This window comes from uncultured Caulobacter sp. (genome assembly GCF_947036865.1).
GTDB lineage: Bacteria > Pseudomonadota > Alphaproteobacteria > Caulobacterales > Caulobacteraceae > Caulobacter.
In genome coordinates, this window is the sequence record NZ_CAMQSF010000034.1 from 16,794 (window position 1) to 39,267 (window position 22,474).

Genomic DNA, 22,474 nt, shown 5'->3' on the forward strand with positions numbered 1-22,474 from the left:
GCCATGCGTGACGGGTTCGAGGATGACGAGGCGACCGCGGCCGAGGGGGCGCGCAAGGTCGGCCGGCTCAGCTATCCGTTCGAGGTCGCGCCGGAGGTCGGCTCGGGCGAGGCGGTCGAGGTCGCGCCGGGCGTGCTGTGGCTGCGCATGCCGCTGGGCGGCTCCCTGCAGTTCATCAATGTCTGGGCGCTGCGCGACGGCGAGGGCTGGGCGGTGGTCGACACGGGGCTGCAGACCCGCGAGACCAGCCAGGCCTGGCGGACCGCCTTCGCGGGGGTGCTGGGCGGCCGGCCGCTGACGCGGGTGATCGTCACCCACCTGCATCCCGACCATGTAGGGCTGGCGGGCTGGATGACCCGCAAGTTCGACTGCCGCCTGTGGATGACCCGGCTGGAATATTTCCAGTGCCGCATGCTGGTCGCCGACACCGGCCGCGAGGCGCCCGAGGATGGCGTGCGCTTCTTCCGCGCCGCCGGTTGGGACGAGGACGCGATCGAGAACTACAAGGCCCGCTTCGGCGGCTTCGGCAAGGCGATCTACGCCCTGCCCGACAGCTATCGCCGCCTGTCCGACGGCGAGGCCTTCCAGATCGACGGCCGGACCTGGCGCGTGGTCACCGGCCAGGGCCATTCGCCGGACCACGCCTGTCTGTGGTGTCCGGAGCTCAACCTGCTGATCTCGGGCGACCAGGTGCTGCCGCGCATCTCGTCCAACGTCTCGGTGTTTCCGACCGAGCCCGACGCCGATCCCCTGAGCGACTGGCTGCGGTCGCTGGCCAAGGTCAAGGCCGCCGTCCCCGACGAGGTGATCGTGCTGCCCGCGCACAACGATCCGTTCGAGGGCCTGCACACGCGGATCGACGGCCTGATCGCCGGGCACGAACGCGGCCTGGCGCGGCTGGAGAAGAAGCTGGCCGAGCCCAAGCGGGTGGTCGACACCTTCGGCGCCCTGTTCGCCCGGCCGATCGGCCCCGACCTCCTGGGCATGGCCACCGGCGAGGCCCTGGCTCACCTGAACTGCCTCGTGGGGCGCGGTCGTATCGGTCGGAAGATCGATGAGGCCGGCGTCGCCTGGTACGCGGCGAATTCTAGCGGGGACTAGAAACGGCCGTTTGACATTTCGCATGTGAAATAGCTAGGTTCGCCGACATGTCCGCGCCGGCCGATCCCCGCCTCATCTTCCTGCTCAACGCCGGCCATCGGCGCGTCCAGCGCTGGATCGAGGGCAAGATGGCGGCCAAGGGCGTCACGACCGCCGCCCAGTCGGGCGTGCTGTTCTTTCTCGGCGAGCAGGACGGCGCCCTGATCGGCGAGGCGGCCGACGCCCTTGACCTCGCGCCGTCGGCCATGACCGGGCTGATCGACCGCATGACACGGGCGGAACTGGTTGAGCGTCGCGCCGACCCCAAGGACGGCCGCGCCATGCGCCTGCACCTGACCGACAAGGGCCGCGCCGCGCGGGAGGCCGCCAAGGCCGGCCTCGACGGCTTGAACGCCCACCTGCGCGAAGGCTTCACCGACGCCGAGATCGCGGTGGTCGGCCGCTGGCTCGCCAGCCTGCAAACCAAGTTCCCGAAGGGAGAGCATCCATGACCGACCATGTGAAGGTCGAGATCGACGCCGGCGTGATGACCCTCACCCTGGCGCGTCCGGAGAAGAAGAACGCCCTGTCCAACGCCATGTATGGCGTGCTGGCCGACAGCCTGGAGGCGGCCGAGAAGGACCCCGCGGTGCGGGTCGTGGTCTTCCAGGCCGACGGCGACAGCTTCACGGCCGGCAACGACCTGGCGGACTTCACCGCCCAGGCCACGGGCGCCTTCACCGGCGAGCGGCACGTGGGACGGTTCCTGAAGGCCCTGGCGCACGCCACCCGTCCGCTGGTCGCCGCCGTCCAGGGCCAGGCCGTCGGGGTCGGCACGACCATGCTGCTGCACTGCGACCTCGTCTTCGTCACGCCGGACGCGCGGCTGACCACGCCGTTCGTCAATCTGGCCCTGGTGCCGGAGGCGGCGTCCAGCTGGCTCCTGCCGGCCCGGATCGGCCATGCCCGCGCCTATGCGATGTTCGCCCTGGGCGAGCCGGTCGACGGCGCCACGGCCGTCGCCTGGGGCCTGGCCAACGGCTCGGCCGAGCTTGCCGACCTGCGGGTCCGGGCTCGCGCCGCCGCCGATCAGCTGGCCAAGCGGCCGCTGGGGGCGCTGACGATCACCAAGCGCCTGATGCGCGACGCCGAGAAGATCGCCGCCCTGATGGATGTCGAAGGCGCGCAGTTCGCGGCTCGCCTGCAGACCGCCGAGGCGCGCGAGGCCTTCATGGCCTTCGCCGAGCGCCGCGCGCCCGACTTCAGCAAGGTCGGCTAGGCGCTCATCCTTTCGGCGCTGGGGATTTGGGCGATCCGGATGTAGCGTGGTCGACATAACGCCAAAGAGCGGGAGGGAATGGGCATGAGCCAGCGGATCACCTCGGCCTTCGGGGCCATGTCGACGGCGCGCGAGGTCGTGGCCGGCCATGACCTGTCGGGGCGGGTCGCCATCGTCACGGGCGCGGCCACGGGCATCGGCGTCGAGACCGCGCGGGCCCTCGCCCTGGCGGGCGCGGAGGTCATCATCGCCGCCCGCAAGCCGGATCTGGGCGAAGAGGTCGCCAACGCGATCAACCAGGAAGCCGGCCTCAAGCGCGCCAGTTTCGGCATGGTCGACCTGGCCAGCCTGGAGTCGGTCCGCCACTTCGCCCACGCCTGGGGCGACCGGCCGATCGACCTCCTGATCAACAACGCCGGCGTCATGGCCAGTCCGCTGATGCGCACGGTCGACGGCTTCGAGATGCAGTTCGGCACCAATCACCTGGGCCATTTCCTGCTGTCGGTTCTGCTGGCGCCCAATCTCGTGTCGGCGGCCAAGAAGAGCGGCAAGCGCTCGCGGCTGGTGTCGCTGTCGTCGATCGGCCACCGCCGCTCGGGCGTCCATTTCGACGATCCGAACTACCAGACCCGTCCCTACGACAAGTGGGAGGCCTACGGCCAGGCCAAGACCGCCAACAGCCTGTTCGCGGTGGGCTTCGACAAGCGCTTCAAGGACCATGGCGTCAACGCCAACGCCGTGATGCCCGGCGGCATCATGACCCCCCTGCAGCGACACATGACCCTCGACGAGCAGCGGGCCATGGGCTGGATCGACGAGACCGGCAAGGTCCGCGACGGCTTCAAGACGACCGAGCAGGGCGCGTCCACCAGCGTCTGGGCGGCGGTCGGGGCCGAGCTCGAAGGCGTCGGCGGACTCTATCTGGAGGACTGCGCCCAGGCCGCGCCGTGGAGCAAGGACCATCCCTGGAACGGCGTCCTGCCGCACGCTCTGGACCCGGAGGCGGCCGACCGGCTCTGGGACCTGTCGGTCGAACTGACCGGAGCCGGCGGCTGATGCGGCGAGAGACGCTCTGGACCCTGGCGGGCGTCGCGGCCGTCGCGGGCGGCTTTGTCGACCTGATCGGACCGCTTCTCTATCCGCATATGGTCGAACAGGCTCAGTTGCTCACCTATGTCGGCATCGACCTTTTCCTGCTGCTGGGCATGCTGGGTCTGCAATCGGCGACCGGTCAGGCCACGGGCTGGGCGGGGCTGGTCGGCTTCGTGACGGCGGTGGGCGGCGTGCTGCTGGTGCGCTCCTCGGCGGCCAACGTCCTGGGACCGTCGACCTACGCCATCGCCTCGGCCGTCTGGGCGATCGGCATGGCGATCTGGGGTCTGGCGCAGCTGCGGCCTCGCACGCCGTTCCGCTGGGCGGGCCAACTCTGGTTCTTCGCCGTGCTCGTGCCGCTTGCGCCGATGATGTTCGGCGATCGCCGACCGTCTCATCAGCACGAGGCGCACGCCCTCTTCGCCCTGGGCTTTATCGTCCTGGGCGTCCAGCTGGTCCGTGTTTCGCGCGCGAGCGGAGAGGATCGGCCAACCTAGGCTCGCTCACCGGAGGAGGGCTTTCGCTTGCGCGCCGCGACCGCCAACGACTTGCGCGCCCAGTCGAGCAGGATCTCCTGATCGTCCAGCGCCTCGGCGGGCGCGGACCAGTAGGCCATGGCCTTGTCGCCGTCGAACGGCTTGAAGGCCTGGGCGCCGGCCGCCTCCAGCTCCGGCCTCAGGGTCTCGTCGCCCTTCAGATAGAGCACGTCGTCGGCGATGAGGGCGAAAAACAATCCGTTCGCATAGACCCCGACTCCGCCGAACATGGCGCGCGAGGCGATCTGGCCCAGCGGGGCCAGTTGCTCCAAAACGAAGTCCCGATAGTCCGCCGAGACCGCCATGCCTGTTACCGCCAAAGTGTCCGTGAGAGCCGCGACGCCCGCCGACGCGGCGCTGATCCACCAATTCATCCTCGATCTGGCGGACTATGAAAAGCTGCTGGACGCGGTCGAGGCCACGCAGGCCGACACCGCCGCGGCCCTGTTCGGCGAGCGCCCCCGCGCCTTCGCCGACATCGCCGAGATCGGCGGCGAGCCGGTCGGTTTCGCCCTGTGGTTCTACAACTACTCGACCTTCGTCGGCCGGCACGGGATCTATCTGGAGGATCTGTTCGTGCGTCCCGAGGCGCGCGGATCCGGCGCGGGCAAGGCGCTCTTGGCCAACCTCGCCAAGCGCTGCGTCGACGAGGGGCTGGGGCGCCTGGAATGGTCGGTGCTGGACTGGAACGCCCCGTCCATCGCCTTCTACGACCGCCTCGGCGCGGCTTCGATGAACGAGTGGATCATCCGTCGACTGACGGGCGAGAACCTGCGGGCCCTGGCGTCGCTATTCTAGCCGGTCGGCCTTGCGCAGGTCGGGGAACAGGAAGGCCCACAGGGCGGTGACCGCCATGGCCCCGACGCCGCCGAACACCGCGGCGCCGATCGGACCCAGCAGCCAGGCCGCCGCGCCGCTCTCGACTTCGCCCAGCTCGTTGGAGGCGCTGATGAACACGCCCGAGACGGCGGCGACGCGGCCGCGCATGGCGTCCGGCGTGACGATCTGAACCAGGGTCTGGCGGACATAGACGCTGAGCATGTCGGCCCCGCCCAGCACCGCCAGCGCCGCCACCGACAGCCATGTCAGCTTCGAGAGGCCGAACACCGCCGTGGCCAAGCCGAACACCGCCACGCCCGCGAACATGATCCGCCCCGCGTGCCGCCGGATCGGCTTGGCGGCCAGATAGATCCCGACCAGGGTCGCGCCGATCGCCGGGGCGGCGCGCAACAGCCCGAAGCCGCCCGGGCCGATGTGCAGCACGTCCTTGGCGAACACCGGCAGCAGGGCCGTGGCGCCGCCCAGGATCACCGCGAACAGGTCGAGCGAGATCGAGCCGAAGACGATCTTGTTGTTCCAGACATAGGCCAGGCCCTCCTTGATCAGTTCGACGCGCGAGCCGGGCTGGGTTTCGGGCCGCGTGTTCTTGCGGATCAACAGGGCCAGCAGGGCGGCCGTCAGATAGAGGCCGAAAGAGGTCCCGAAGGCCGCCGCCGGCGAATAGACCAGCAGCAGGCCGCCCAGGGCCGGGCCGAGGATCGACCCCGACTGCCAGGACAGCGAGTTCCAGGCGATGGCGCGCGGCAGCAGCGGGCGCGGCACCAGCATCGGCCCCATGGCGCTGCTCGCGGGGGACAGGAAGGCGCGGCTGGCCCCGAACAGAACCGAGATGGCGAAGATCGGCCACAGCGCGTGCGAGCCCAGCAGGGCCAGGGTCAGCAGCACGCCGGCGCTGACCGCGTCGAGCGCGAGGGTCGCGGCGACGATCAGCTTGCGGGTCCGGCGGTCCGCCGTCTCGCCCGCCACCAGGGTCAGCAGGAACAGCGGCAGGAACTGCGCCAGGCCGATCATCGAGACCATGAAGGCCGACTCGCCGACCGAGCGGGTCAGGCGGGCGATCGCATAGACCTGCCAGCCCAGGGCCACCGATTGGATCTGAACGCCCAGGGTCGACACGAACCGCGCGGCCCAGAACAGAAGAAAGTCACGCTCCCGCAACAGGGCGCGGGTAGACGTGTCGGGAGCGGGCTCGGCGGCTTGGTCGGACATCGGGTCGCAACATAGGGCCAAGCTGTCGCGCCGCAACGTTATTGACCCGAGAAAGGCTTGGCCCTACAGCGCGCGCGTCCTTTTGGAGATGTCCGGGCATGCGAGCCCCCCGACGAATGACGCGCGAACGCGCCACGACCTGAACTTCTCCCGCGCCTTCGCGTCGGGAGCCCCCGACGCTCTTTCGCATTTCGAAGGCCGATGACCTCCACCGTCCACAAGATCGCCGCCGCCGCGCCGACCCTGCCCCCCCTGACCCGCGAGACGCCGGATCTGGAGGCGGCCGTGACCGCCCTGATCGACCGGGTGTTCGGTCCGGGCCGCTTCGCCAAGTCGTCCGAGCGTCTGCGCGAGGGCAACACCCTGCTGGCCGACTGCTCGTTCGTGGCCCTGCGGGACGGCGCGCCGGTCGGCTGCTGCCGGATGTGGCCGGTGACGATCGGCGGCGAGTCCGTGGCCTTCCTGGGGCCGCTGGCCGTCGATCCCGACGAGCGCAGCGCCGGCCTGGGCCAGGCGCTGGTCGAGCGCGCGGTCGAGGCCGCCCGCGCCGCCGGCTGGCGCGCCGTGCTGCTGGTGGGCGATGGTCCCTATTTCGGCCGGGTCGGCTTTTCGAACGCCCATACGGGCAAGATCGTGATGCCGGGCCCGGTGGATCAGCGCCGCGTGCTGCTATTGCCGCTGACCGAGCGGGGCGACGAAGGGCTTCAAGGGCTCGTCGCGATCGCGCCGCGCGCTTGAGCCGGCGGCCTTAACGGCCTAACTGATCCTCGATGACCGAGGCTTCGAAACCGGGACTGGAAGGCGTCGCCCAGGCGGCCCAAAACGCGCAGGTCGGGGGCGCGCGCGGCCTGCCGCCGGTGCATCTGTGGAACCCGCCGCATTGCGGCGAGATCGACATCCGCATCCGCAAGGACGGCGTCTGGTTCCATGAGGGCGCGCCCATCGGGCGCGAGGCCCTGGTGCGCCTGTTCTCCACCGTCCTGCGGCTCGACCCCGACGGCTATCATCTGGTCACGCCGGTCGAGAAGCTGAGAATCACGGTCGAGGACGCGCCGTTCATCGCCACCCGCGTCGACCGGCGCGGCGAGGCCCTGGTCTTCGAGACCAATGTCGGCGATGTCGTCGAGGCTGGGCCCGAGCACGGCGTCCGCGTCCAGATCGATCCGGACACGGGAGAGCCGCGTCCCTATCTGCACGTCCGTCGCGGCCTGGAGGCGCTGATCGCCCGCCCGGTCTTCTACGAGCTGGCCGAGATGGCGGCGCCGACCGCCACCGCGCGGGGCGAGGTCTGGGGCGTGCGGTCGAACGGCGCCTTCTTTCCGATCGCCACGGCCGGAGCGGCGCTGGAATGACGCCCGAGGAACGCCGGGCCTGGATCGCCGGCCGGCTGCACCCGATAGAGCACTACGACCCGAGCCTGGCCCATCCGCGCAAGTCGGACTTCGACCTCAACCCAGGGCTCGCGATCGACAATCCCCACGCCCTGCGGCCGGCCGCCGTGCTGGTGGGGCTGATCGAGCACGCCGACGGCCTCACCGTCCTCCTGACCCGCCGCGCCGACACCCTGCGCAGCCACACCGGCCAGATCGCCTTTCCCGGCGGGCGCTGCGACCCTGGCGAGCTGCCCTGGGAGACGGCCCTGCGCGAGGCCCAGGAGGAGGTGGGGCTCGACCCGTCGCTCGTCACCCTGGCGGGCCTGCTGCACGGCTATCAGACGGTGACCGGCTTCCACGTGACGCCGGTGGTCGGCTTCGTCGACCCGAAGGCGGTGTTCACGCCGAGTCCGGAGGAAGTGGCCGACGTCTTCGAGACGCCGTTCGACTTCCTGATGAACCCCGACAACCACCAGCGACAATCGCGGGAGGCTCCGACCGGCGGGCGTCGTCATTTCTATGCGATGCCCTGGAACGACCGCTTCATCTGGGGCGCGACCGCCGGAATGTTGCGGTCCTTGTATGAGGCCCTTTACGACGAAGCCGGACATCCGCTCCCCGAATAGAGCGTTTGCCATCTGGTGAAATAACGGGCTTCTGGCCTAGGATTAGCGCCCCTTCGCGCCGCGAAGGAGCAGAGCCTGTCCGCTTCGAATGGAACCACTCGAAGCGGATAAACAGGCTCGATTTCTTATATTTAGAGCGTGATAGCCGCCGAAAACGCTCGCACTTTCGGCTATCACGCTCTGGGACGCGTGAGTGGGAGTCAGGCGTTTGAACATCGAATCGATCGGCGTGCAGCCTTGGATGGCGCTGCCGGAAACCAAGGCGGTGATCGCCGCCCTCGAGGCGCGAGGCTATGCGGGCTGCGCCCGTTTCGTCGGCGGCTGCGTGCGCAACGCCGTGATGGGCAAGCCCATCGACGACATCGACATCGCCACCACCCTGACGCCGGACCTGGTCATCGACGCGCTGGAGCAGGCGGGTCTGAGGGCGATCCCGACCGGCGTCGACCACGGAACGATCACCGCGTTGTCGGGGGGGCGGCCCTATGAGATCACCACCCTGCGCAAGGACGTCTCGACCGACGGCCGCCGCGCGGTGGTGGCCTTCACCCAGGACTGGGGCCAGGACGCCGAGCGCCGCGACTTCCGGTTCAACGCCCTCTACGCCGACCTGGAAGGCCGGGTCTACGATCCGACCGGCGAGGGCGTGGCCGACGCGCGCGAGGGGCGGGTGGTGTTCGTCGGCGATCCGATGACCCGCATCCGCGAGGATTATCTGCGCATCCTGCGCTTCTTCCGGTTCCAGGCCTGGTACGGCCGGGGCGAGGCCGACCAGAAGGCCCTGGCCGCCTGCAAGGCGCTGAAGGGCATGGTCTCGGGCCGGGCCGCCGAACGCACCCAGAAGGAGCTGATGAAGATGCTGGCCGCCGATGATCCGCGGCCGGCGTTCCGGCTGATGGCGGCGACCAGCGTCCTGTCCTCGATCCTGCCGTCGGTGAAGTCGCTGGCCCGGTTCGAGGCTCTGGTCGGCATCGAGACCGAGCAACTGTTCGAGAACGATCCGGACCTGCGCCTCGCCGCCCTGATCCCGGACGACGCCAAGATCGCCGAGCAGCTGGCGGAGCGCCTGCGCCTGCCCAACAACGTCCGGGATCGCATCGTCGACGCGGTCGGCAAGACCCCGCGCGTCGTCTCATGGATGAGCCCGCGCGAGGCGCGCCGGGCGGTCTATGGCCTGGGTGCGCGGACCTTCTGTGATCGGATCAAGTTGGCCTGGGCGGGCTCGGGCCGGGACTCCACCGCGCCGCAGTGGCGCGCCCTGCTGGCTCTGGCCGAGACCTGGACCCCGCCGGCCTTCCCCCTGTCGGGCGAGGAGGTCATGACCGCCGGCGTGCCCAAGGGGCCGCTGGTCGGCGAGGTGATGCGCGAGATCGAGATCTGGTGGATCGACCAGGACTTCATCGAGGACAAGTTCAGCGCCATCGAGCGCCTGAAGGCCGTGGCCCAGGGCATGGTCTACTGACATGCGGATCGGCCTGCTCGAGACCGGCGAGCCTCCCGGCGATCTGGCGGCGACGCACGGCGGCTACGCGGCGATGTTCGTCAAGCTGCTGGGCGAGGGCCACCACTACCGCGTCTATGACGTCCAGGGCGGCCAGCTGCCCAGCGCGCCGGGCGAGAACGACGCCTATCTGATCACCGGCTCGGCCGCCGGGGTCTACGACCCGCTGCCGTGGATCGCGCCGCTGAAGGCTTTTCTACAAGGCGCCAGGGGCGAGACGCCGATGGTCGGCGTCTGTTTCGGCCACCAGATCATGGCCGAGGCGTTCGGCGGCCGGGTCGTCAAGTCCGACAAGGGCTGGGGCGTGGGCCTGCACGCCTACGAGGTCGCCGCCCGCGCGCCCTGGATGGACGAGGCGCGCGCCGTCGCGGTCCCGGCCTCGCACCAGGACCAGGTGGTCGAACTGGCCCCCGGCGCCCGCGTCCTGGCCGGCAGCGCCTTCACCCCCTACGGCGTGCTGGCCTATGACGACGCCCGCGCGATCTCGATGCAGTTCCACCCGGAGTTCTCGCCGGACTACGCCCGGGCCCTGATCGAGGCGCGGCGCGGAACGCGGTTCACCGACGCCGAGGCCGACGCGGCGATCGCCAGCCTGTCGGCGCCCAACGACCGCGAGCGGGTGGGCGGCTGGATCCAGCGCTTTCTGGCCCAGGCAACTCAAGGCTAAGCTCGAGCGTTAACGGCGTCGTTGAGCACCGGGAGGCCTGTCATGGCGCGTGTCGCTACCCTCGTGACCCTGGTCGGGACCCTGGCCGCCGCCGGCGCGGTGATGGCCAGCGGCGCGGCCGCGCCGTCCGGGGCCGACGATCCCAAGCCCGCGACCCTGCGCTCGGCGGCCAGCTTCCAATCGATCAAGGATCCGGCCGCCCGCTCGGTCGCCCTGTTCCAGGAAGCCGGCAAGGTGATCCAGAGTCCGCGCTGCCTGAACTGCCATCCGGCCCAGCGCGCCCCGACCCAGGGCGATGATCTGCACCCGCACAATCCGCCGATGGTCGCCGGCGACAGCGGCCACGGCCCGGTCGGCATGCCCTGCTTCTCGTGTCACACGGGCGCCAACGTCCCGACCTGGGGCCAGGACATCAAGAGCATTCCGGGCGATCCGAAATGGGCGCTCGCCCCGGCCGAAATGGCCTGGCAGGGCAAGTCGCTGGGCCAGATCTGCGCGCAGCTGAAGACCCCGGCGACCAATGGCGGCCGCTCCCTGGCCGAGATCCATCACCACATGGCCGAGGATCACCTGGTCGGCTGGGGCTGGAACCCGGGGGCAGGGCGCGTTCCGGCGCCGGGGACCCAGGCTGGGTTCGGCGAACTGATCAAGGCCTGGATCGACACGGGGGCGAAGTGCCCGAAGGCGTGAGGCCGGGTAAGCGGCGTTTGGGGGATTCGGCTAGAGTGGCTTGCAGACTTCTAGCGCGGCTGCCACGCGAACGGAGTTGGTGGCGAACTGCACGTTAAGGCGCCTTCCTGGTCGGGGTCATCGACGCCGATGCGTAGGTCAGACGTGATCGAGTTGGATCCGCGCAGCTGTGGCCTTCATGACGGCGGCAAGGGCGATGCGAACGCTGCGGATGGGATCGCGAAGTTCAGAAATAGAGACGGTTTTCTGGCCAACGAACGCCGCAATAGTCTCAGCCGCCGATCCTTGCCACGAGGATTCCGTGCTTTCAGTCTGCGGGCGCCGCCGGAGGCGACGAGCGCAAGGGCTTTCCGACCGAATAGTAGCCGTCAAATTGCGCGGATGGGCCGTGGAGCAGTCCGATGCCCCGCGGAATCTCCTCTGCTCCGGTGCGCAGGCACAAGGCCGGGATTCCGCTGGAGCGGCATGGCCAGGCCTCGCCGCCCCATCCCCGCAAACCTAATGTTACGGTCCTAGAGTGAGGCATCGCGGTCGCCATAGACAGGAACGAAGAAGCGGGTGTTGAGCGAGCGCCGTGCGCGAACCCGGTCAGCGCCATGACAAGTGCGCCTGGTGATCGGGCACCAGCGTCAATTAAATGCTTGGCCATGCGTGCGTTGACTTCGGTCTGGCCCGTGTCACCTGGGAGCATCACGCCGAAGAATGTCGTGACCTTCAGATCGAGACCCTCAGCCCGCAGCGCGCGAAGGCGATCGATGAGCTTCAGCATCGCTTGGCTGCTTTTCCCGCTGGTCTGATCCCGCCATGCGGGCGACGATAGGAGGATAATCTTTGCCTCAGCCCCACCTTCCGAAGCTAGGTAGTCCTCGATGAGCCCCTGGTTTTCGCGCGGCCACTCAATGGCGACCACTACCTTCCGACCGCTCCTAAGCACCGAGCAGACTGCGTCTCCAAAGAGTTCGGGAGACTCCTCGGTGCCATGAACCTCGCTGAAGAGCACGAACTTCAGACCCGGCTTTAGAAGCACGCTTTGAGCGCCTGGGACCGGAGAACATCGCGGGTTACCTTTGATTTTGGCAACGGCCGGACTACTCCCGAATCCAAGCAAAATGACAAGGAGCGGTATGATCGAGGCCGCCCGAAAGCCGCGTACTCGCTGTGGCCAGCGCCCGTTTGAGGAAACTCGCCAGCCGTCGGATCCCATAGAAACAAAATCTCCAAGCATCAGGCGCCAGCAACTAACGATGTAGAAGAGGCGGGAGGTTGATTGGAGAGCTCGAAGGCGGCGCTGTTGCGCACCGCTAGGGCGCGAGCGGCTTGGCTCCCCACTCGTATCAGGTCCCAGACAGCGTCCACGCTTCCTCCGTGAGCGGCTCGGTGGAGCAACACGTCGACCGCCCAGCTCGACCTGAGAGCGAATGGTCGCGCAAACTGTCAATGGCCGCAATGGCCGACCTACGCTCGGGGGGCGATCCTTACTCTCTTTAAGATTGCCGCTCGGCGCGTCCCTCGTCCGAACGACGAGACCGCCCCCTCACGGCCACTTCACCGTCGGCGGCATCGAGCTCAGGATCGACTCGACGTTGCCGCCGGTCTTCAGGCCGAACATCGTGCCCCGGTCGTAGAGCAGGTTGAACTCGACATAGCGGCCGCGCTGGACCAGCTGCTGCTCGCGCTCCTCCGGCGTCCAGGCCTCGCCCATCCGGCGGCGGACCAGGGTCGGATAGATCTCCAGGAAGGCGCGGCCGACGTCCTGGGTGAAGGCGAAGTCGCGGTCCCAGTCGCCGCTGTCGTGGTGGTCGTAGAAGATGCCGCCGACGCCGCGCGGCTCGTTGCGGTGCGGCAGGAAGAAGTACTCGTCGCACCAGGCCTTGTACTTCGGATGCCAGGCCGGATCGTACTTGTCGCAGGCGCGCTGGTAGGCGGCGTGGAAATCGATCGCGTCGGGGAAGTCCTGCTGGCGCTGATAGCCGAGCAGGGGGGTGAGATCGCCGCCGCCGCCGAACCAGCTCTTCGTCGTGGCGATGAAGCGGGTGTTCATGTGCACGGCCGGCACGCGCGGGCTGACCATGTGGGCGATCAGGCTGATCCCCGTGGCGAAGAAGCGCGGATCGTCGGCCGCGCCGGGCATGGCCTTGGCCATTTCCGGGGTGAAGGTCCCGTGCACGGTCGAGACGTGGACGCCGACCTTCTCGAACAGGCGGCCGTGCATCAGGCCCATCACGCCGCCGCCGCCGGCCGGACGCTCCCAGGGCTTCCTCTCGAAGCGGCCCGGCGCGCCGGGATAGAGGTCCGCCGGCGCCTCGTCCTCCAGGCGTTCGAACGCGGCGCAGATCTGGTCGCGCAGGCTTTCGAACCAGGCCTTGGCCCGGGCCTTCTTGGTCTCGAGGTCTTGATCGGTGCTCATGCCGACCGATTAAGCCCGTCCGGGCCGCCGCGCAAATGGGCCGCCGCGCGAATGGGCCGCGCGCCGTCTTCGGGCGATATTCGACAAGACGGCGGCGGCCTCCCCATATAGCGAAGGTCCCAGCGCCTCCGGAGCCTCCCCATGCCCACCGTCCCCAAGTCCGCCGCCGCCGAAGTCTGGCTCGCCGCCGGCGTCCGCACGCCCTTCGCCAAGGTCGACGGACCGCTGGCCGCCCATGACGCGATCGGCCTGTCGGTTCCGGTGGTCAAGGCGATGCTGGCCAAGGCCGGCCGGCCCGACTTCGCCGTCTGGGGCACGGTGATCCCGAACCTGACCTGGAGCAATCTGGCGCGCGAGGTGCTGCTGGACGCCGGCGGCGATCCGACCATCCCGGCCTTCTCGACGGTGATGGCCTGCTCGACCAGCATGATCGGCGCGATCGAGGCGGCCGGCATGATCGACGGGCGCGGCCGTGATCTGGCCCTGGTCGGCGGCGTCGAGAGCATGAGCCGCGTGCAGATCGGCCTGTCGGTCGCCCTGTCCGACTGGATCCGCAAGTTCCAGGGGGCCAAGACGGGCCAGCAGCGCCTGGCGGCCCTGGGCGCGCTGAACCTGAGGGACGTCCGCCTCTTCATTCCCAAGGTGGTCAACCGGGTCACGGGCCTGTCGATGGGCGAGCACACCGAGATCACGGCCAAGGAATGGGGCCTGACCCGCGCGGACCAGGACGCCATCGCCCTGGCCAGTCACCAGGGCGCGGTGAGGGGCTGGGCCAGCGGGTTCTTCGACGACCTCGTCATCCCTTTGGGCGAGACCAGGCGCGACACGATCCCGCGCCAGGACACCTCGCTGGAGAAGCTGGCTAAGCTGGCGCCGGCCTTCGACCGGACCAGCGGCCGGGGCACGCTGACGGCCGGCAATTCCTCGCCGCTGACCGACGGCGCCGCCGCGATCTGGGTCGGATCGGCGGCCGGCATGGCCCGCTTGCCGGGCGAGACGCCCAAGGTCCGGCTGGTCGATTACGAGGTCACCTCGATCGACCTTCGCCACGAGGGCCTCCTGATGGCGCCCGCCTATGGCGTGCCGCGCCTGCTGGCCCGCAACGGCCTGACCTATGCCGACGTCTCGCTTTGGGAAATCCACGAGGCGTTCGCCGCCCAGGTGCTGTCGCACATCGCCGCCTGGGAGAGCGCCAAGTTCCTGGCCGATAAGGCGGGCGTGACCACGCCGCTGGGCGCCTTCCCGCGCGAGCGCATGAACCCCAATGGCGGCAGCCTGGCCCTGGGCCATCCGTTCGGCGCCACCGGCGCGCGGATCCTCAGCCAGGCGGTGAAGGAACTGGCCGCGCGTCCGAAGGGCGAGCGCGCCATCGTCAGCATCTGCGCCGACGGCGGCCAGGGCGCGATGATGCTGCTGGAGAGCGCGTAGGTCAGCGCTCGGGAGCCGAAACCTCGTCCTTCGACACGCTCAGGATGAGGTTTCTAGTGATTGGCTATGGCCCTCACCCTGAGCCTGTCGAAGGGCGAGGGCGGGCCCCTCAGGTCAGCGCCGTGAAGATCAGGGCGACCACGGCGACGTCGAAGATGCGGATGGCGACGGAGAGCATGCGGGACTCGCGGCGTTGAGATCATCAACGCTCAAGCAAGTTCCGCGCCAGCCGCGGACGCTCGTCGGGACGAGCCGCGAAGCCTAGATGTTGGTCTTCTTGATCAGGCCCGGCCTGGGGCGGCGATCAGCCTCGCCGGAATATTCGGCGCCGAGATAGGTCGATCTGGCCGTGTCCAGCACTTCCTGCCCACCGCGCAGGCCGCGCTTCTGGCCGCGCTGGCCCATCAGGTGGGCGGCGAAGGCGGCGAAGCCCTCGCGCCGCGGCGGGTCTTGGCGAGGGGGCGGGGCGTCTTCCTCGACGACGAACACCACCTCTTCGTCGGTGTCGGGACGATCGCCGTCGCGCGGCGCCGGCAGGGCGCGGCGCGCGGCGGCGGAACGTCGAACGGGATCGATCGGGCCGGTCATGGCCGGAACGGTACGGCCAGGACGGTTAAGAACGGCTGGATCGGCGTGGTTAAGACTTGTTGGCCAGCTTGGCCAGCTGCGCCTGCATCGCCTCCATCTGGCGCTTCAGGTCGGCCAGGGAGTCCTCGCTGGCCGGCGTCGGCGCGGGGGCCGGCGGCGGTTCCGCCGAGGCCGCGGCGGCCTCCTCGGGACGGACATAGGCGAACGGCGAGAACATCTTCATGGCCCGATCGAACAGAGCCATGTTCTGCCGGATCTGGTCCTCGTAGACGCCCATCCCCGGCATCTTGCCCGGCGCCATGTTGGCCAGCTGCCCGCGCAGGCGCTCCTGCTGCTTGGCGAAGCTTTCCAGCGACATTTCCAGATAGGACGGCAGGAAGGCCTGCATCGAGTTGCCGTAGAAGCCGATCAGCTGGCGCAGGAACTGGATCGGCAGCAGGTTCTGACCGCCGCCGCGATTTTCTTCCTCGAAGATGATCTGGGTCAAGACCGAGCGCGTGATGTCGTCGTTGGTCTTGGCGTCATAGACGACGAAGTCCACGCCCTCCTTGACCATGTCGGACAGGTGTTCGAGGGTGACGTAAGAGGAAGACGCTGTGTTATACAGGCGACGGTTGGCGTATTTCTTGATGATCACGCGCTGGCCGGCCGATTTCTCGCTTCCGGCGGCCGTTTCGCCTTTTTCGGGGTTCTCGGACATTTCGTTCCCTAGGAGAGCGGTTACCACCCGCTTTTCGCATCGCACTATCGCCAATGCAAAGGCATGGCGCCAGTGGTCTGATGACTTGGAGACGACATCAAGCCGTGAAAATGTGTCCGTGGACGACGCAGCTGGGATGTGCATGTTGATGCTGCCTCGCAAAATAATCGGCGCCGCGAACGCGAAGCGCCAGTTCGAAACGTCACGGGAGCTATCCGCATGAGCGACATCGTCATCGTCTCCGCCGCCCGAACGCCGGTCGGCTCGTTCAACGGCGCGCTGTCCGGCCTCCCCGCGTCGGAGCTGGGCAAGGTCGCGATCGAGGCCGCCGTCTCGCGCGCCGGACTGGCGCCGGCGGACGTGGACGAGGTGATCCTGGGCCAGGTGCTGCAGGCCGCCGCCGGCCAGGGTCCCGCCCGCCAGGCCTCGGTCAAGGCCGGCATCCCGGTCGAGAGCCCGGCCTGGAGCCTGAACCAGCTGTGCGGCTCGGGCCTGCGCGCCGTGGCGCTGGCGGCCCAGCAGATCGCCGACGGCTCGGCCAGGATCGTCGTCGCCGGCGGCCAGGAGAGCATGAGCCAGGCCCCGCACGCCCAGAACCTGCGCGGCGGCCAGAAGATGGGCGACCTGGCCTTCGTCGACACCATGATCAAGGACGGCCTGTGGGACGCCTTCCACGGCTATCACATGGGCCAGACGGCCGAGAACATCGCCTCGCGCTGGCAGATCACCCGCGAGGACCAGGACAAGTTCGCCGTCGCCAGCCAGAACAAGGCCGAGGCCGCGCAGAAGGGCGGCAAGTTCGACGACGAGATCGTCCCGGTCACCATCAAGGGCCGCAAGGGCGACACCGTCGTCGACAAGGACGAGTTCATCCGCCACGGCGTGACGCTGGACAGCGTCGCGGGCCTCAAGCCGGTGTTCAACAAGGAAGGCTCGGTCACCGCCGCCAACGCCTCGGGCCTCAATGACGGCGCCGCCGCCCTGGTGCTGATGAGCGCCGAGGAGGCCGAAAAGCGCGGCCTCAAGCCGCTGGCCAAAATCGCCTCGTGGGCCAATGCGGGCGTCGAGCCCGAGATCATGGGCACCGGCCCGATCCCGGCCTCCAGGAAGGCGCTGGAGAAGGCGGGCTGGACCGTCGCCGATCTCGACCTCGTCGAGAGCAACGAGGCGTTCGCGGCGCAATCGCTGTGCGTGGTGCGCGAGCTGGGCCTCGACCCGGCGAAGGTCAATGTCAATGGCGGCGCCATCGCCATCGGCCACCCGATCGGCGCGTCCGGCGCGCGTATCCTCACGACCCTGGTGCACGAGATGAAGCGCTCGGGCGCCAAGAAGGGCCTGGCGACCCTGTGCATCGGCGGCGGCATGGGCGTGGCCATGTGCGTCGAGGCGGTCTAGCGGCCGCTGTCCCAGCCTGCCGGGAGGACAAGGGCTTGAGCATCCATCGCGCGGCTCTGAGCGGCGTCGTCTGCGCCGCCGCCCTGGTCTCGGCCGCTTCGGCGGCCGAGCCGACGGTCTATCAGGTCAAGCCTTCCGAGGCCGATCCGGCCGTGGCGCAATTCGATGAGCCGAACCTGATCTTCCGGCCGCGCGAGGCCGGCGCCCGAACCCCGCTGGTGCTGTTCCTGAGCGGCACCGGCGGGCGTCCGGCCGGGGGGCGCGTGCTGCTCGAGACGGTCGCCGCCCAGGGCTACCCCGCCATCAGCCTGGCCTATAACGACGTGCCGGCGGTGGTGCAGGTGTGCCCGCGCGATCCCGACCCGGCCTGCTCCTCGGATTTCCGCCGCATGCGGGTGTTCGGCGATGGGCCGTCCAAGGCCGTGAGCAACAGCCGCGCGGAGTCGATCCAGGCGCGCCTCGCCGCCCTGCTGGTCAAGCTCGAAAAGGACCATCCCGGCGAGGGCTGGGGCGGCTATCTGAAGGGCGGCGCGCCGGACTGGAGCCGGATCGTCGTCAGCGGCCTGTCGCAGGGCGCGGGCATGGCGGCCTGGATCGCGCGCCAGACCCCGGTGGCCCGGGTGGTGCTGTTCTCGAGCCCCTGGGACTTCACCGCCCCGGGACCCAAGCTGGCCCCTTGGATCGATGGTCCTGGCGCGACCCCGCCCGACCGCTGGTACGCCGCCTATAACAGCCGCGAGAACACCGCCGCCCTGCTGGCGGAGAGCTATCGCCGCCTGGGCGTGCCGGCCGACCACATCCGGGTCTTCAGCCGCGACCTGCCGCCGGACGCCAAGGCCGACGGTCCCAACCCCTATCATCCCATCGGAATCCGGGATGAGCACTATGCCGACGACTGGCGTTTCCTCTACGGAAAGCCGGACTAGAGTTCGAGAGCGTCGGCCCAAACCCAACGTCCCGCGATGACGGGCGACGGAGCGAGAGAGAGGAAACGTCCATGACGAGAGTGGCATTCGTGACCGGCGGCACCCGTGGCATCGGCCGCGCCATCTGCGAGCGGCTGATCGCCGACGGCCACAAGGTGGCGGCCGGCTATTCCGGCAACGAAGCCGCGGCCGAGGCCTGCGCCAAGGAACTGGGCGTGATGGTCGTGAAGGGCAATGTCGGCCACTTCGACGACTGCCAGGCGGCGGTGAAGAAGGTCGAGGCCGAGCTCGGCCCCATCGACATCCTGGTCAACAACGCCGGCATCACCCGCGACGGCATGCTGCACAAGATGACCTACGAGCAGTGGTCGGAGGTGATCCGGGTCAATATGGACTCGGCCTTCAACATGACCCGCCCGGTGATCGAGGGCATGCGCGACCGCGGCTGGGGCCGGATCGTCAACATCAGCTCGATCAACGGCCAGAAGGGCCAGATGGGCCAGACCAACTACTCGGCCGCCAAGGCCGGCCTGATCGGCTTCACCAAGGCGCTGGCTCTGGAGAACGCCAAGAAGGGCGTGACGGTCAACGTGATCTGCCCCGGCTATATCGACACCGACATGGTGGCGGCGGTGCCGGAGAACGTGCTGGCGGGCATCATCGCCGGCATCCCCGTCGGGCGTCTGGGCAAGGGCGAGGAGATCGCCGACATGGTCTCGTTCCTGGCCGGCGAGCGGGCCGGGTTCGTGACCGGCGCGACCCTCAGCTTGAACGGCGGCCAGTACATGGCCTAAGCCGACCGCGTTCGGTTGGCGGCCCCCCGAGGTCGAAGGCTTGACGGCCCCTGTGGCGGTTTGGCCTCATGCGCCCGGCTTCGGGGGGCCGCCGCTCCGACGTCCAAGATTCGCCCCAGTCGGCGGGCAGTACGGGTGTATGAGATTGCGTAAGGCAGAGTTCGGTGACCTGGGGGCGCGCGCGGCCCTGACGATCGCGACTCTGACGCTCATGATGGGCGCGCTCGCGGCGGGGTCGGCGACCGCGCAGCAATTGCCGCATTCGCTGAAGGACGCGCTGCTGGGCCGCAAGGGCCCGGCGGAGGCGCGCCGGGCGGCGCCGCCGCCGGTCGCGCGCTACGTGTCGGAGACCGGCGCCTTCGTCTTTGACCAGGCCGCCCCCCAGCCGCTTCTCAAGTTCAGCAACAGCGCCGAGGTCTGGGTCCTGTCGCCCCAGCCGGCGTCGCGCGGCGACGTCATCTATCGGAACGACCTGGGCGAGCCCGTCCTTCGGGTCACCAAGCTGGGCGGGGTGATCCTGTTCACCGACGACGCGCCGATGGGCGCGGCGGCGGCCTTCTCCGGTCGGGCCTCGTCGATACAGCCGCCCTCGGTGCTGTCCATCGGCGCGCTGTTCCAGCGGCTCGCCCTGGCCGCCGACCGCGCCAGCCGGGCCGCCCAGCGCCAGATCGGGTTCTTCACGGTTCAGGACGCGCGCCCCGAAACCTCGGTGTTGATTGCCGACTCGGCCACCGTCGCGGCCGAGGCCTTCGAGCGGGCGGCCCGCCGAGGCGACCGCTCGTCCTTGGCGAAGATCGCGCGGGTGCTGCTGGCCGAGGGCGCCAAGCCCGGCGCCCAGATGAAGGACGGGTCGCTGATCATCACCTATGCGCCGGACGACGGCCTGGCCGGCCGGCCGTCATCGAAGCGGATCATCAAGGTGATGAACCGCTGACCGTCGTTGGTCAGGCGAAGTTTACGGAAATAGCATATCGTTGTTCACGGTTCTGGTCCCGCTGGCCGAAGGACGTCGGGCGAGGCCCGCGACCCCGACGCCGGCGAGACTTCTCGTGCGTGCGTAAGAGTTTATTGTCCCGCCATGATTAGACCCGCCTCCGGAGGCGCTTCCGAGCCCTCGCGCCTGAAGATGGCCGATATCGCGCGCATGGCGGGGGTGTCGATCTCGACCGTGTCGCGCGCCCTGGCGGGCAACAGCCTGATCCCCAAGCCCCTGCGCGACCAGATCGTCGAGATCGCCCAGACGCACGGCTATGTCGTCAATCAGTCGGCGCGGTCGCTGCGTCTGCGCAAGACCGACACGATCGGGGTCATCATCCCCCTGGCGCACGAGGCGGGGCAACTGATCTCGGATCCGTTCTTCCTGGAGATGGTCGGCCGCCTCGCCGACGAGATCACGCTGCGGGACTATTCGGTCCTGCTGAACAAGGTGATCGCCACCGAGCCGGGCTGGCTGGAGCGGATCATCCAGTCGCATCGCGCCGACGGGCTCCTGGTGATCGGCCAGAGCACCCAGCACGAGGCGCTGAACACCGTCGCCGACGCCTACCGGCCGATGGTCATCTGGGGCGCCCAGATCCCCGGTCAGCGCTACTGCACGGTGGGCAGCGACAATATCGAGGGCGGCCGACTGGCGGTCGCGCGTCTGGCGGCCCGGGGGCGTCGGCGCATCGCCTTTCTGGGGGCCGTCGACGCGCCGGAAGCGGCCCAGCGCTTCGAGGGCTACCGCCAGGGGCTGGATCGGGCGGGGATCGCCTTCGATCCCGCCCTCGTCGTCCCCACGCCCTATACGATGGACGAGGCGGGTCAGGCGGTCGCGGCGTTTCTGGCGCGCGGCGTCGCCTTCGACGCGGCCTTCGCCTTTTCGGACGTCATCGCCGTGGCCGCGTTCGGCGCGCTGAAGGCGGCGGGCCGAAGCGTGCCGGACGACGTGGCGGTCGTCGGCTTCGACGACGTGCCCCTGGCGCGCCATGGCGCGCCGCCCCTGACCACGATCCGCCAGGACCTGCGGTCGGGAGCCCGGGCCATGGTCGATCTGCTGTTCCGCCGCATGGCCGGCGAGGACGCGCCCTCGACCCTAATCCCGGTCGAACTGGTTCCGCGCGACAGCGCCTAGAGCCTGTCTGGCGTGGAGGACGGCCAGGGCGACCGCCAGCGCCAGGGCCATGCCCGCCGCCAGGACGAAGCCGGCCCTCGGACCGCCGAAGGCGTCGCTGGTCGCGCCGATCGCCAGGGGCGAGAGCGTCGCCGAAAGGCAGGTGGCGAACAGCATGAACCCGGCCGCCGCCCCCTGGCGCGCGGGCGGAAAGCCGTTGATCGCCTTGGCGTTCAGGGTCGGATAGAGCACCGACATGAACAGGCCCGACAAGGGCAGCAAGGTCGAGGCGGCGGCGAGGCCTCCCGCCAGCGCGCCGACGAAGCAGACCAGGATCGCCGCCGAGCACGCCGCCAGGACGCGGGTCCAGCCCAGGCGCTCCAGAGCCCAGGCCCCGAGGAAGCGTCCCAAGGCGCGCAAGACGAAGAAGGTCGACAGCGCGTAGGCCCCCGGCAACGGCGCCTTGGCGCCCTGCGCCGCGAGCAGGCTCGGCATCCAGACATAGACGGCCGTCTCGACCCCGACATAGAGGAACACGCAGCCGGCGTAACCCAGGGCGCGCGGCGCGCGGGCCACGGCGATCACCGCCAGCACGCCGGCGCCGCGCCCGGCGCCGGCGTGCTGGACGGGCGGAAAGCGGACCAGGGCCGCGACCGCGAGCAACGACAGAGACAGCGCTCCGGCCAGGCCGTACAGCGCCGTCCACGGCAGTCCGTTCGCCAGCAGGCGCGCCACGACCATCGGCCCGATGATCGCGCCGACGGCGAAGACGCCTTCGACGACGTTCATCGACCGCGCGTGGCTGGCGCTCGAGTCCGATAGATCGCCGATCAGCGCCAAGGCGCCGGTCTTGAACAGTCCGATCGCGAGCCCGGAGACGAACAGCAGGGCCAGGAGCGGCGGCAGGCCGCGGCTCAGCGGGATCAGCGACGCCGCCGCCGTGAACAGCGCCAGACCCGCCAGCACGGTGGCTCGCCGTCCGAGCCGGTCGGCCAGGCCGCCCAGCAGAAGCCCCGCGAGCGCGACGCCCGCCATCACGGCGTACTGCAGACCGCCGGCCTGGGCGAGGCTCAGCCCATAGGTTCGCGCGACGTCCGGGATCAGAACGCCGACGACACTGGTGGTCATGGCCGTGACCAGGAACATCAGCCAGGTCAGGACCCGCAGGGCGCGATCGCCGCGCATGCGCCGGCGGCCGCTAGGTGTCGTTTCCAAGAAGGTTGTTTACACGCTGCCAGGGGGTGAGGCCGC

The 22,474-nt window shown here is 69.4% G+C and carries 25 protein-coding genes and 1 pseudogene; 19 read left to right on the forward strand and 7 right to left on the reverse strand.

Annotated elements, in window-relative coordinates:
- Positions 1–3 precede the first annotated feature (3 nt).
- From Q0V34_RS15885 to Q0V34_RS15905, 5 genes are all read left to right on the forward strand, one after another.
- Positions 4–1,101, forward strand: a complete 1,098-nt coding sequence (locus Q0V34_RS15885; RefSeq protein ID WP_297513655.1) for an MBL fold metallo-hydrolase — start codon at positions 4–6, stop codon at positions 1,099–1,101.
- A 47-nt stretch (positions 1,102–1,148) separates the two neighbouring features.
- A complete protein-coding gene (locus Q0V34_RS15890) occupies positions 1,149–1,592 on the forward strand; it encodes a MarR family transcriptional regulator (protein ID WP_297513657.1) in 444 nt (147 codons plus the stop codon).
- On the forward strand, positions 1,589–2,359 hold the full coding sequence (locus Q0V34_RS15895) for an enoyl-CoA hydratase (protein ID WP_297513660.1): 771 nt from the start codon (positions 1,589–1,591) through the stop codon (positions 2,357–2,359). Before Q0V34_RS15890 ends, Q0V34_RS15895 begins: the two co-directional genes overlap by 4 nt.
- A gap of 84 nt (positions 2,360–2,443) precedes the next feature.
- Positions 2,444–3,415: an SDR family NAD(P)-dependent oxidoreductase gene (locus Q0V34_RS15900; protein ID WP_297513663.1), complete on the forward strand. Its 972-nt coding sequence runs from the start codon at positions 2,444–2,446 to the stop codon at positions 3,413–3,415.
- A complete protein-coding gene (locus Q0V34_RS15905; protein WP_297513665.1) occupies positions 3,415–3,948 on the forward strand; it encodes a hypothetical protein in 534 nt (177 codons plus the stop codon). The genes Q0V34_RS15900 and Q0V34_RS15905 overlap by 1 nt, the downstream gene beginning before the upstream one ends.
- On the opposite strand, the gene Q0V34_RS15910 is transcribed toward Q0V34_RS15905, so the two are convergent.
- Positions 3,945–4,361: a TfoX/Sxy family protein gene (locus Q0V34_RS15910; protein WP_297513667.1), complete on the reverse strand. Its 417-nt coding sequence runs from the start codon at positions 4,359–4,361 to the stop codon at positions 3,945–3,947. The genes Q0V34_RS15905 and Q0V34_RS15910 overlap by 4 nt on opposite strands.
- On the opposite strand from Q0V34_RS15910, the gene Q0V34_RS15915 reads away from it, so the two are divergent.
- Positions 4,291–4,785 carry a GNAT family N-acetyltransferase gene (locus tag Q0V34_RS15915; RefSeq protein ID WP_297513670.1) on the forward strand — a complete coding sequence of 165 codons (495 nt, stop codon included), beginning with the start codon at positions 4,291–4,293 and terminating at the stop codon, positions 4,783–4,785. The genes Q0V34_RS15910 and Q0V34_RS15915 overlap by 71 nt on opposite strands.
- Here Q0V34_RS15915 and Q0V34_RS15920 read toward each other — a convergent pair.
- Complete coding sequence (locus tag Q0V34_RS15920) at positions 4,777–6,036, reverse strand: MFS transporter (protein ID WP_297513673.1); 1,260 nt, start codon at positions 6,034–6,036, stop codon at positions 4,777–4,779. The genes Q0V34_RS15915 and Q0V34_RS15920 overlap by 9 nt on opposite strands.
- A gap of 201 nt (positions 6,037–6,237) precedes the next feature.
- Here Q0V34_RS15920 and Q0V34_RS15925 point away from each other — a divergent pair, with 201 nt between their 5' ends.
- The 6 genes from Q0V34_RS15925 to Q0V34_RS15950 all read left to right on the forward strand — a co-directional run bounded on the left by Q0V34_RS15925 (position 6,238) and on the right by Q0V34_RS15950 (position 10,893).
- A complete protein-coding gene (locus Q0V34_RS15925; protein ID WP_297513676.1) occupies positions 6,238–6,774 on the forward strand; it encodes a GNAT family N-acetyltransferase in 537 nt (178 codons plus the stop codon).
- A gap of 32 nt (positions 6,775–6,806) precedes the next feature.
- Positions 6,807–7,388, forward strand: coding sequence for a DUF1285 domain-containing protein (locus Q0V34_RS15930; protein WP_297513678.1), 582 nt, complete (start codon positions 6,807–6,809; stop codon positions 7,386–7,388).
- A complete protein-coding gene (locus Q0V34_RS15935; protein ID WP_297513682.1) occupies positions 7,385–8,035 on the forward strand; it encodes a CoA pyrophosphatase in 651 nt (216 codons plus the stop codon). Before Q0V34_RS15930 ends, Q0V34_RS15935 begins: the two co-directional genes overlap by 4 nt.
- 208 nt (positions 8,036–8,243) lie before the next feature.
- Positions 8,244–9,497 (forward strand): CCA tRNA nucleotidyltransferase, encoded by a 1,254-nt coding sequence (locus Q0V34_RS15940; RefSeq protein WP_297513684.1) that lies wholly within the window; start codon positions 8,244–8,246, stop codon positions 9,495–9,497.
- Position 9,498: 1 nt separating this feature from the next.
- The gene (locus tag Q0V34_RS15945) at positions 9,499–10,203 is read left to right on the forward strand and encodes a type 1 glutamine amidotransferase (RefSeq protein ID WP_297513687.1); all 705 of its coding nucleotides are present in this window, start codon (positions 9,499–9,501) and stop codon (positions 10,201–10,203) included.
- 42 nt (positions 10,204–10,245) lie between these two features.
- Positions 10,246–10,893, forward strand: coding sequence for an Isoquinoline 1-oxidoreductase subunit (locus tag Q0V34_RS15950; protein WP_297513690.1), 648 nt, complete (start codon positions 10,246–10,248; stop codon positions 10,891–10,893).
- A gap of 307 nt (positions 10,894–11,200) precedes the next feature.
- Here the strand turns inward: Q0V34_RS15950 and Q0V34_RS15955 are convergent, their stop codons facing one another.
- Both Q0V34_RS15955 and hemF read right to left on the reverse strand, forming a co-directional pair.
- Positions 11,201–11,920, reverse strand: coding sequence for a hypothetical protein (locus Q0V34_RS15955; RefSeq protein WP_297513692.1), 720 nt, complete (start codon positions 11,918–11,920; stop codon positions 11,201–11,203).
- 507 nt (positions 11,921–12,427) lie between these two features.
- Complete coding sequence (gene hemF / locus Q0V34_RS15960) at positions 12,428–13,300, reverse strand: oxygen-dependent coproporphyrinogen oxidase (protein ID WP_297513695.1); 873 nt, start codon at positions 13,298–13,300, stop codon at positions 12,428–12,430.
- A 141-nt stretch (positions 13,301–13,441) separates the two neighbouring features.
- Between hemF and Q0V34_RS15965 the strand changes: the two genes are divergently transcribed.
- On the forward strand, positions 13,442–14,728 hold the full coding sequence (locus Q0V34_RS15965; protein WP_297513698.1) for an acetyl-CoA C-acyltransferase: 1,287 nt from the start codon (positions 13,442–13,444) through the stop codon (positions 14,726–14,728).
- A 261-nt stretch (positions 14,729–14,989) separates the two neighbouring features.
- Here the strand turns inward: Q0V34_RS15965 and Q0V34_RS15970 are convergent, their stop codons facing one another.
- On the reverse strand, positions 14,990–15,316 hold the full coding sequence (locus Q0V34_RS15970) for a hypothetical protein (protein ID WP_297513701.1): 327 nt from the start codon (positions 15,314–15,316) through the stop codon (positions 14,990–14,992).
- Between the two features lie 49 nt (positions 15,317–15,365).
- Positions 15,366–16,016 (reverse strand): polyhydroxyalkanoate synthesis repressor PhaR, encoded by a 651-nt coding sequence (gene phaR, locus Q0V34_RS15975; protein ID WP_297513704.1) that lies wholly within the window; start codon positions 16,014–16,016, stop codon positions 15,366–15,368.
- A 219-nt stretch (positions 16,017–16,235) separates the two neighbouring features.
- On the opposite strand from phaR, the gene Q0V34_RS15980 reads away from it, so the two are divergent.
- The 6 genes and pseudogenes from Q0V34_RS15980 (at position 16,236) to Q0V34_RS16005 (ending at position 21,244) form a co-directional block, all read left to right on the forward strand.
- Entirely contained in the window at positions 16,236–17,411 is a 1,176-nt protein-coding gene (locus Q0V34_RS15980) for an acetyl-CoA C-acetyltransferase (protein ID WP_297513707.1), read from the forward strand.
- A gap of 35 nt (positions 17,412–17,446) precedes the next feature.
- Positions 17,447–18,337 carry a hypothetical protein gene (locus tag Q0V34_RS15985; RefSeq protein ID WP_297513710.1) on the forward strand — a complete coding sequence of 297 codons (891 nt, stop codon included), beginning with the start codon at positions 17,447–17,449 and terminating at the stop codon, positions 18,335–18,337.
- A 71-nt stretch (positions 18,338–18,408) separates the two neighbouring features.
- On the forward strand, positions 18,409–19,131 hold the full coding sequence (locus Q0V34_RS15990) for a beta-ketoacyl-ACP reductase (RefSeq protein ID WP_297513713.1): 723 nt from the start codon (positions 18,409–18,411) through the stop codon (positions 19,129–19,131).
- Positions 19,132–19,270: 139 nt separating this feature from the next.
- Positions 19,271–20,065: a DUF4908 domain-containing protein gene (locus tag Q0V34_RS15995; RefSeq protein ID WP_297513715.1), complete on the forward strand. Its 795-nt coding sequence runs from the start codon at positions 19,271–19,273 to the stop codon at positions 20,063–20,065.
- Between the two features lie 144 nt (positions 20,066–20,209).
- Positions 20,210–20,380, forward strand: a pseudogene (locus Q0V34_RS16000) (LacI family DNA-binding transcriptional regulator); the annotation flags it as partial.
- Between the two features lie 93 nt (positions 20,381–20,473).
- Positions 20,474–21,244 (forward strand): substrate-binding domain-containing protein, encoded by a 771-nt coding sequence (locus tag Q0V34_RS16005; RefSeq protein ID WP_297513726.1) that lies wholly within the window; start codon positions 20,474–20,476, stop codon positions 21,242–21,244.
- On the opposite strand, the gene Q0V34_RS16010 is transcribed toward Q0V34_RS16005, so the two are convergent.
- Positions 21,206–22,408 (reverse strand): sugar MFS transporter, encoded by a 1,203-nt coding sequence (locus Q0V34_RS16010; RefSeq protein ID WP_297513718.1) that lies wholly within the window; start codon positions 22,406–22,408, stop codon positions 21,206–21,208. The genes Q0V34_RS16005 and Q0V34_RS16010 overlap by 39 nt on opposite strands.
- Positions 22,409–22,474 lie beyond the last annotated feature (66 nt).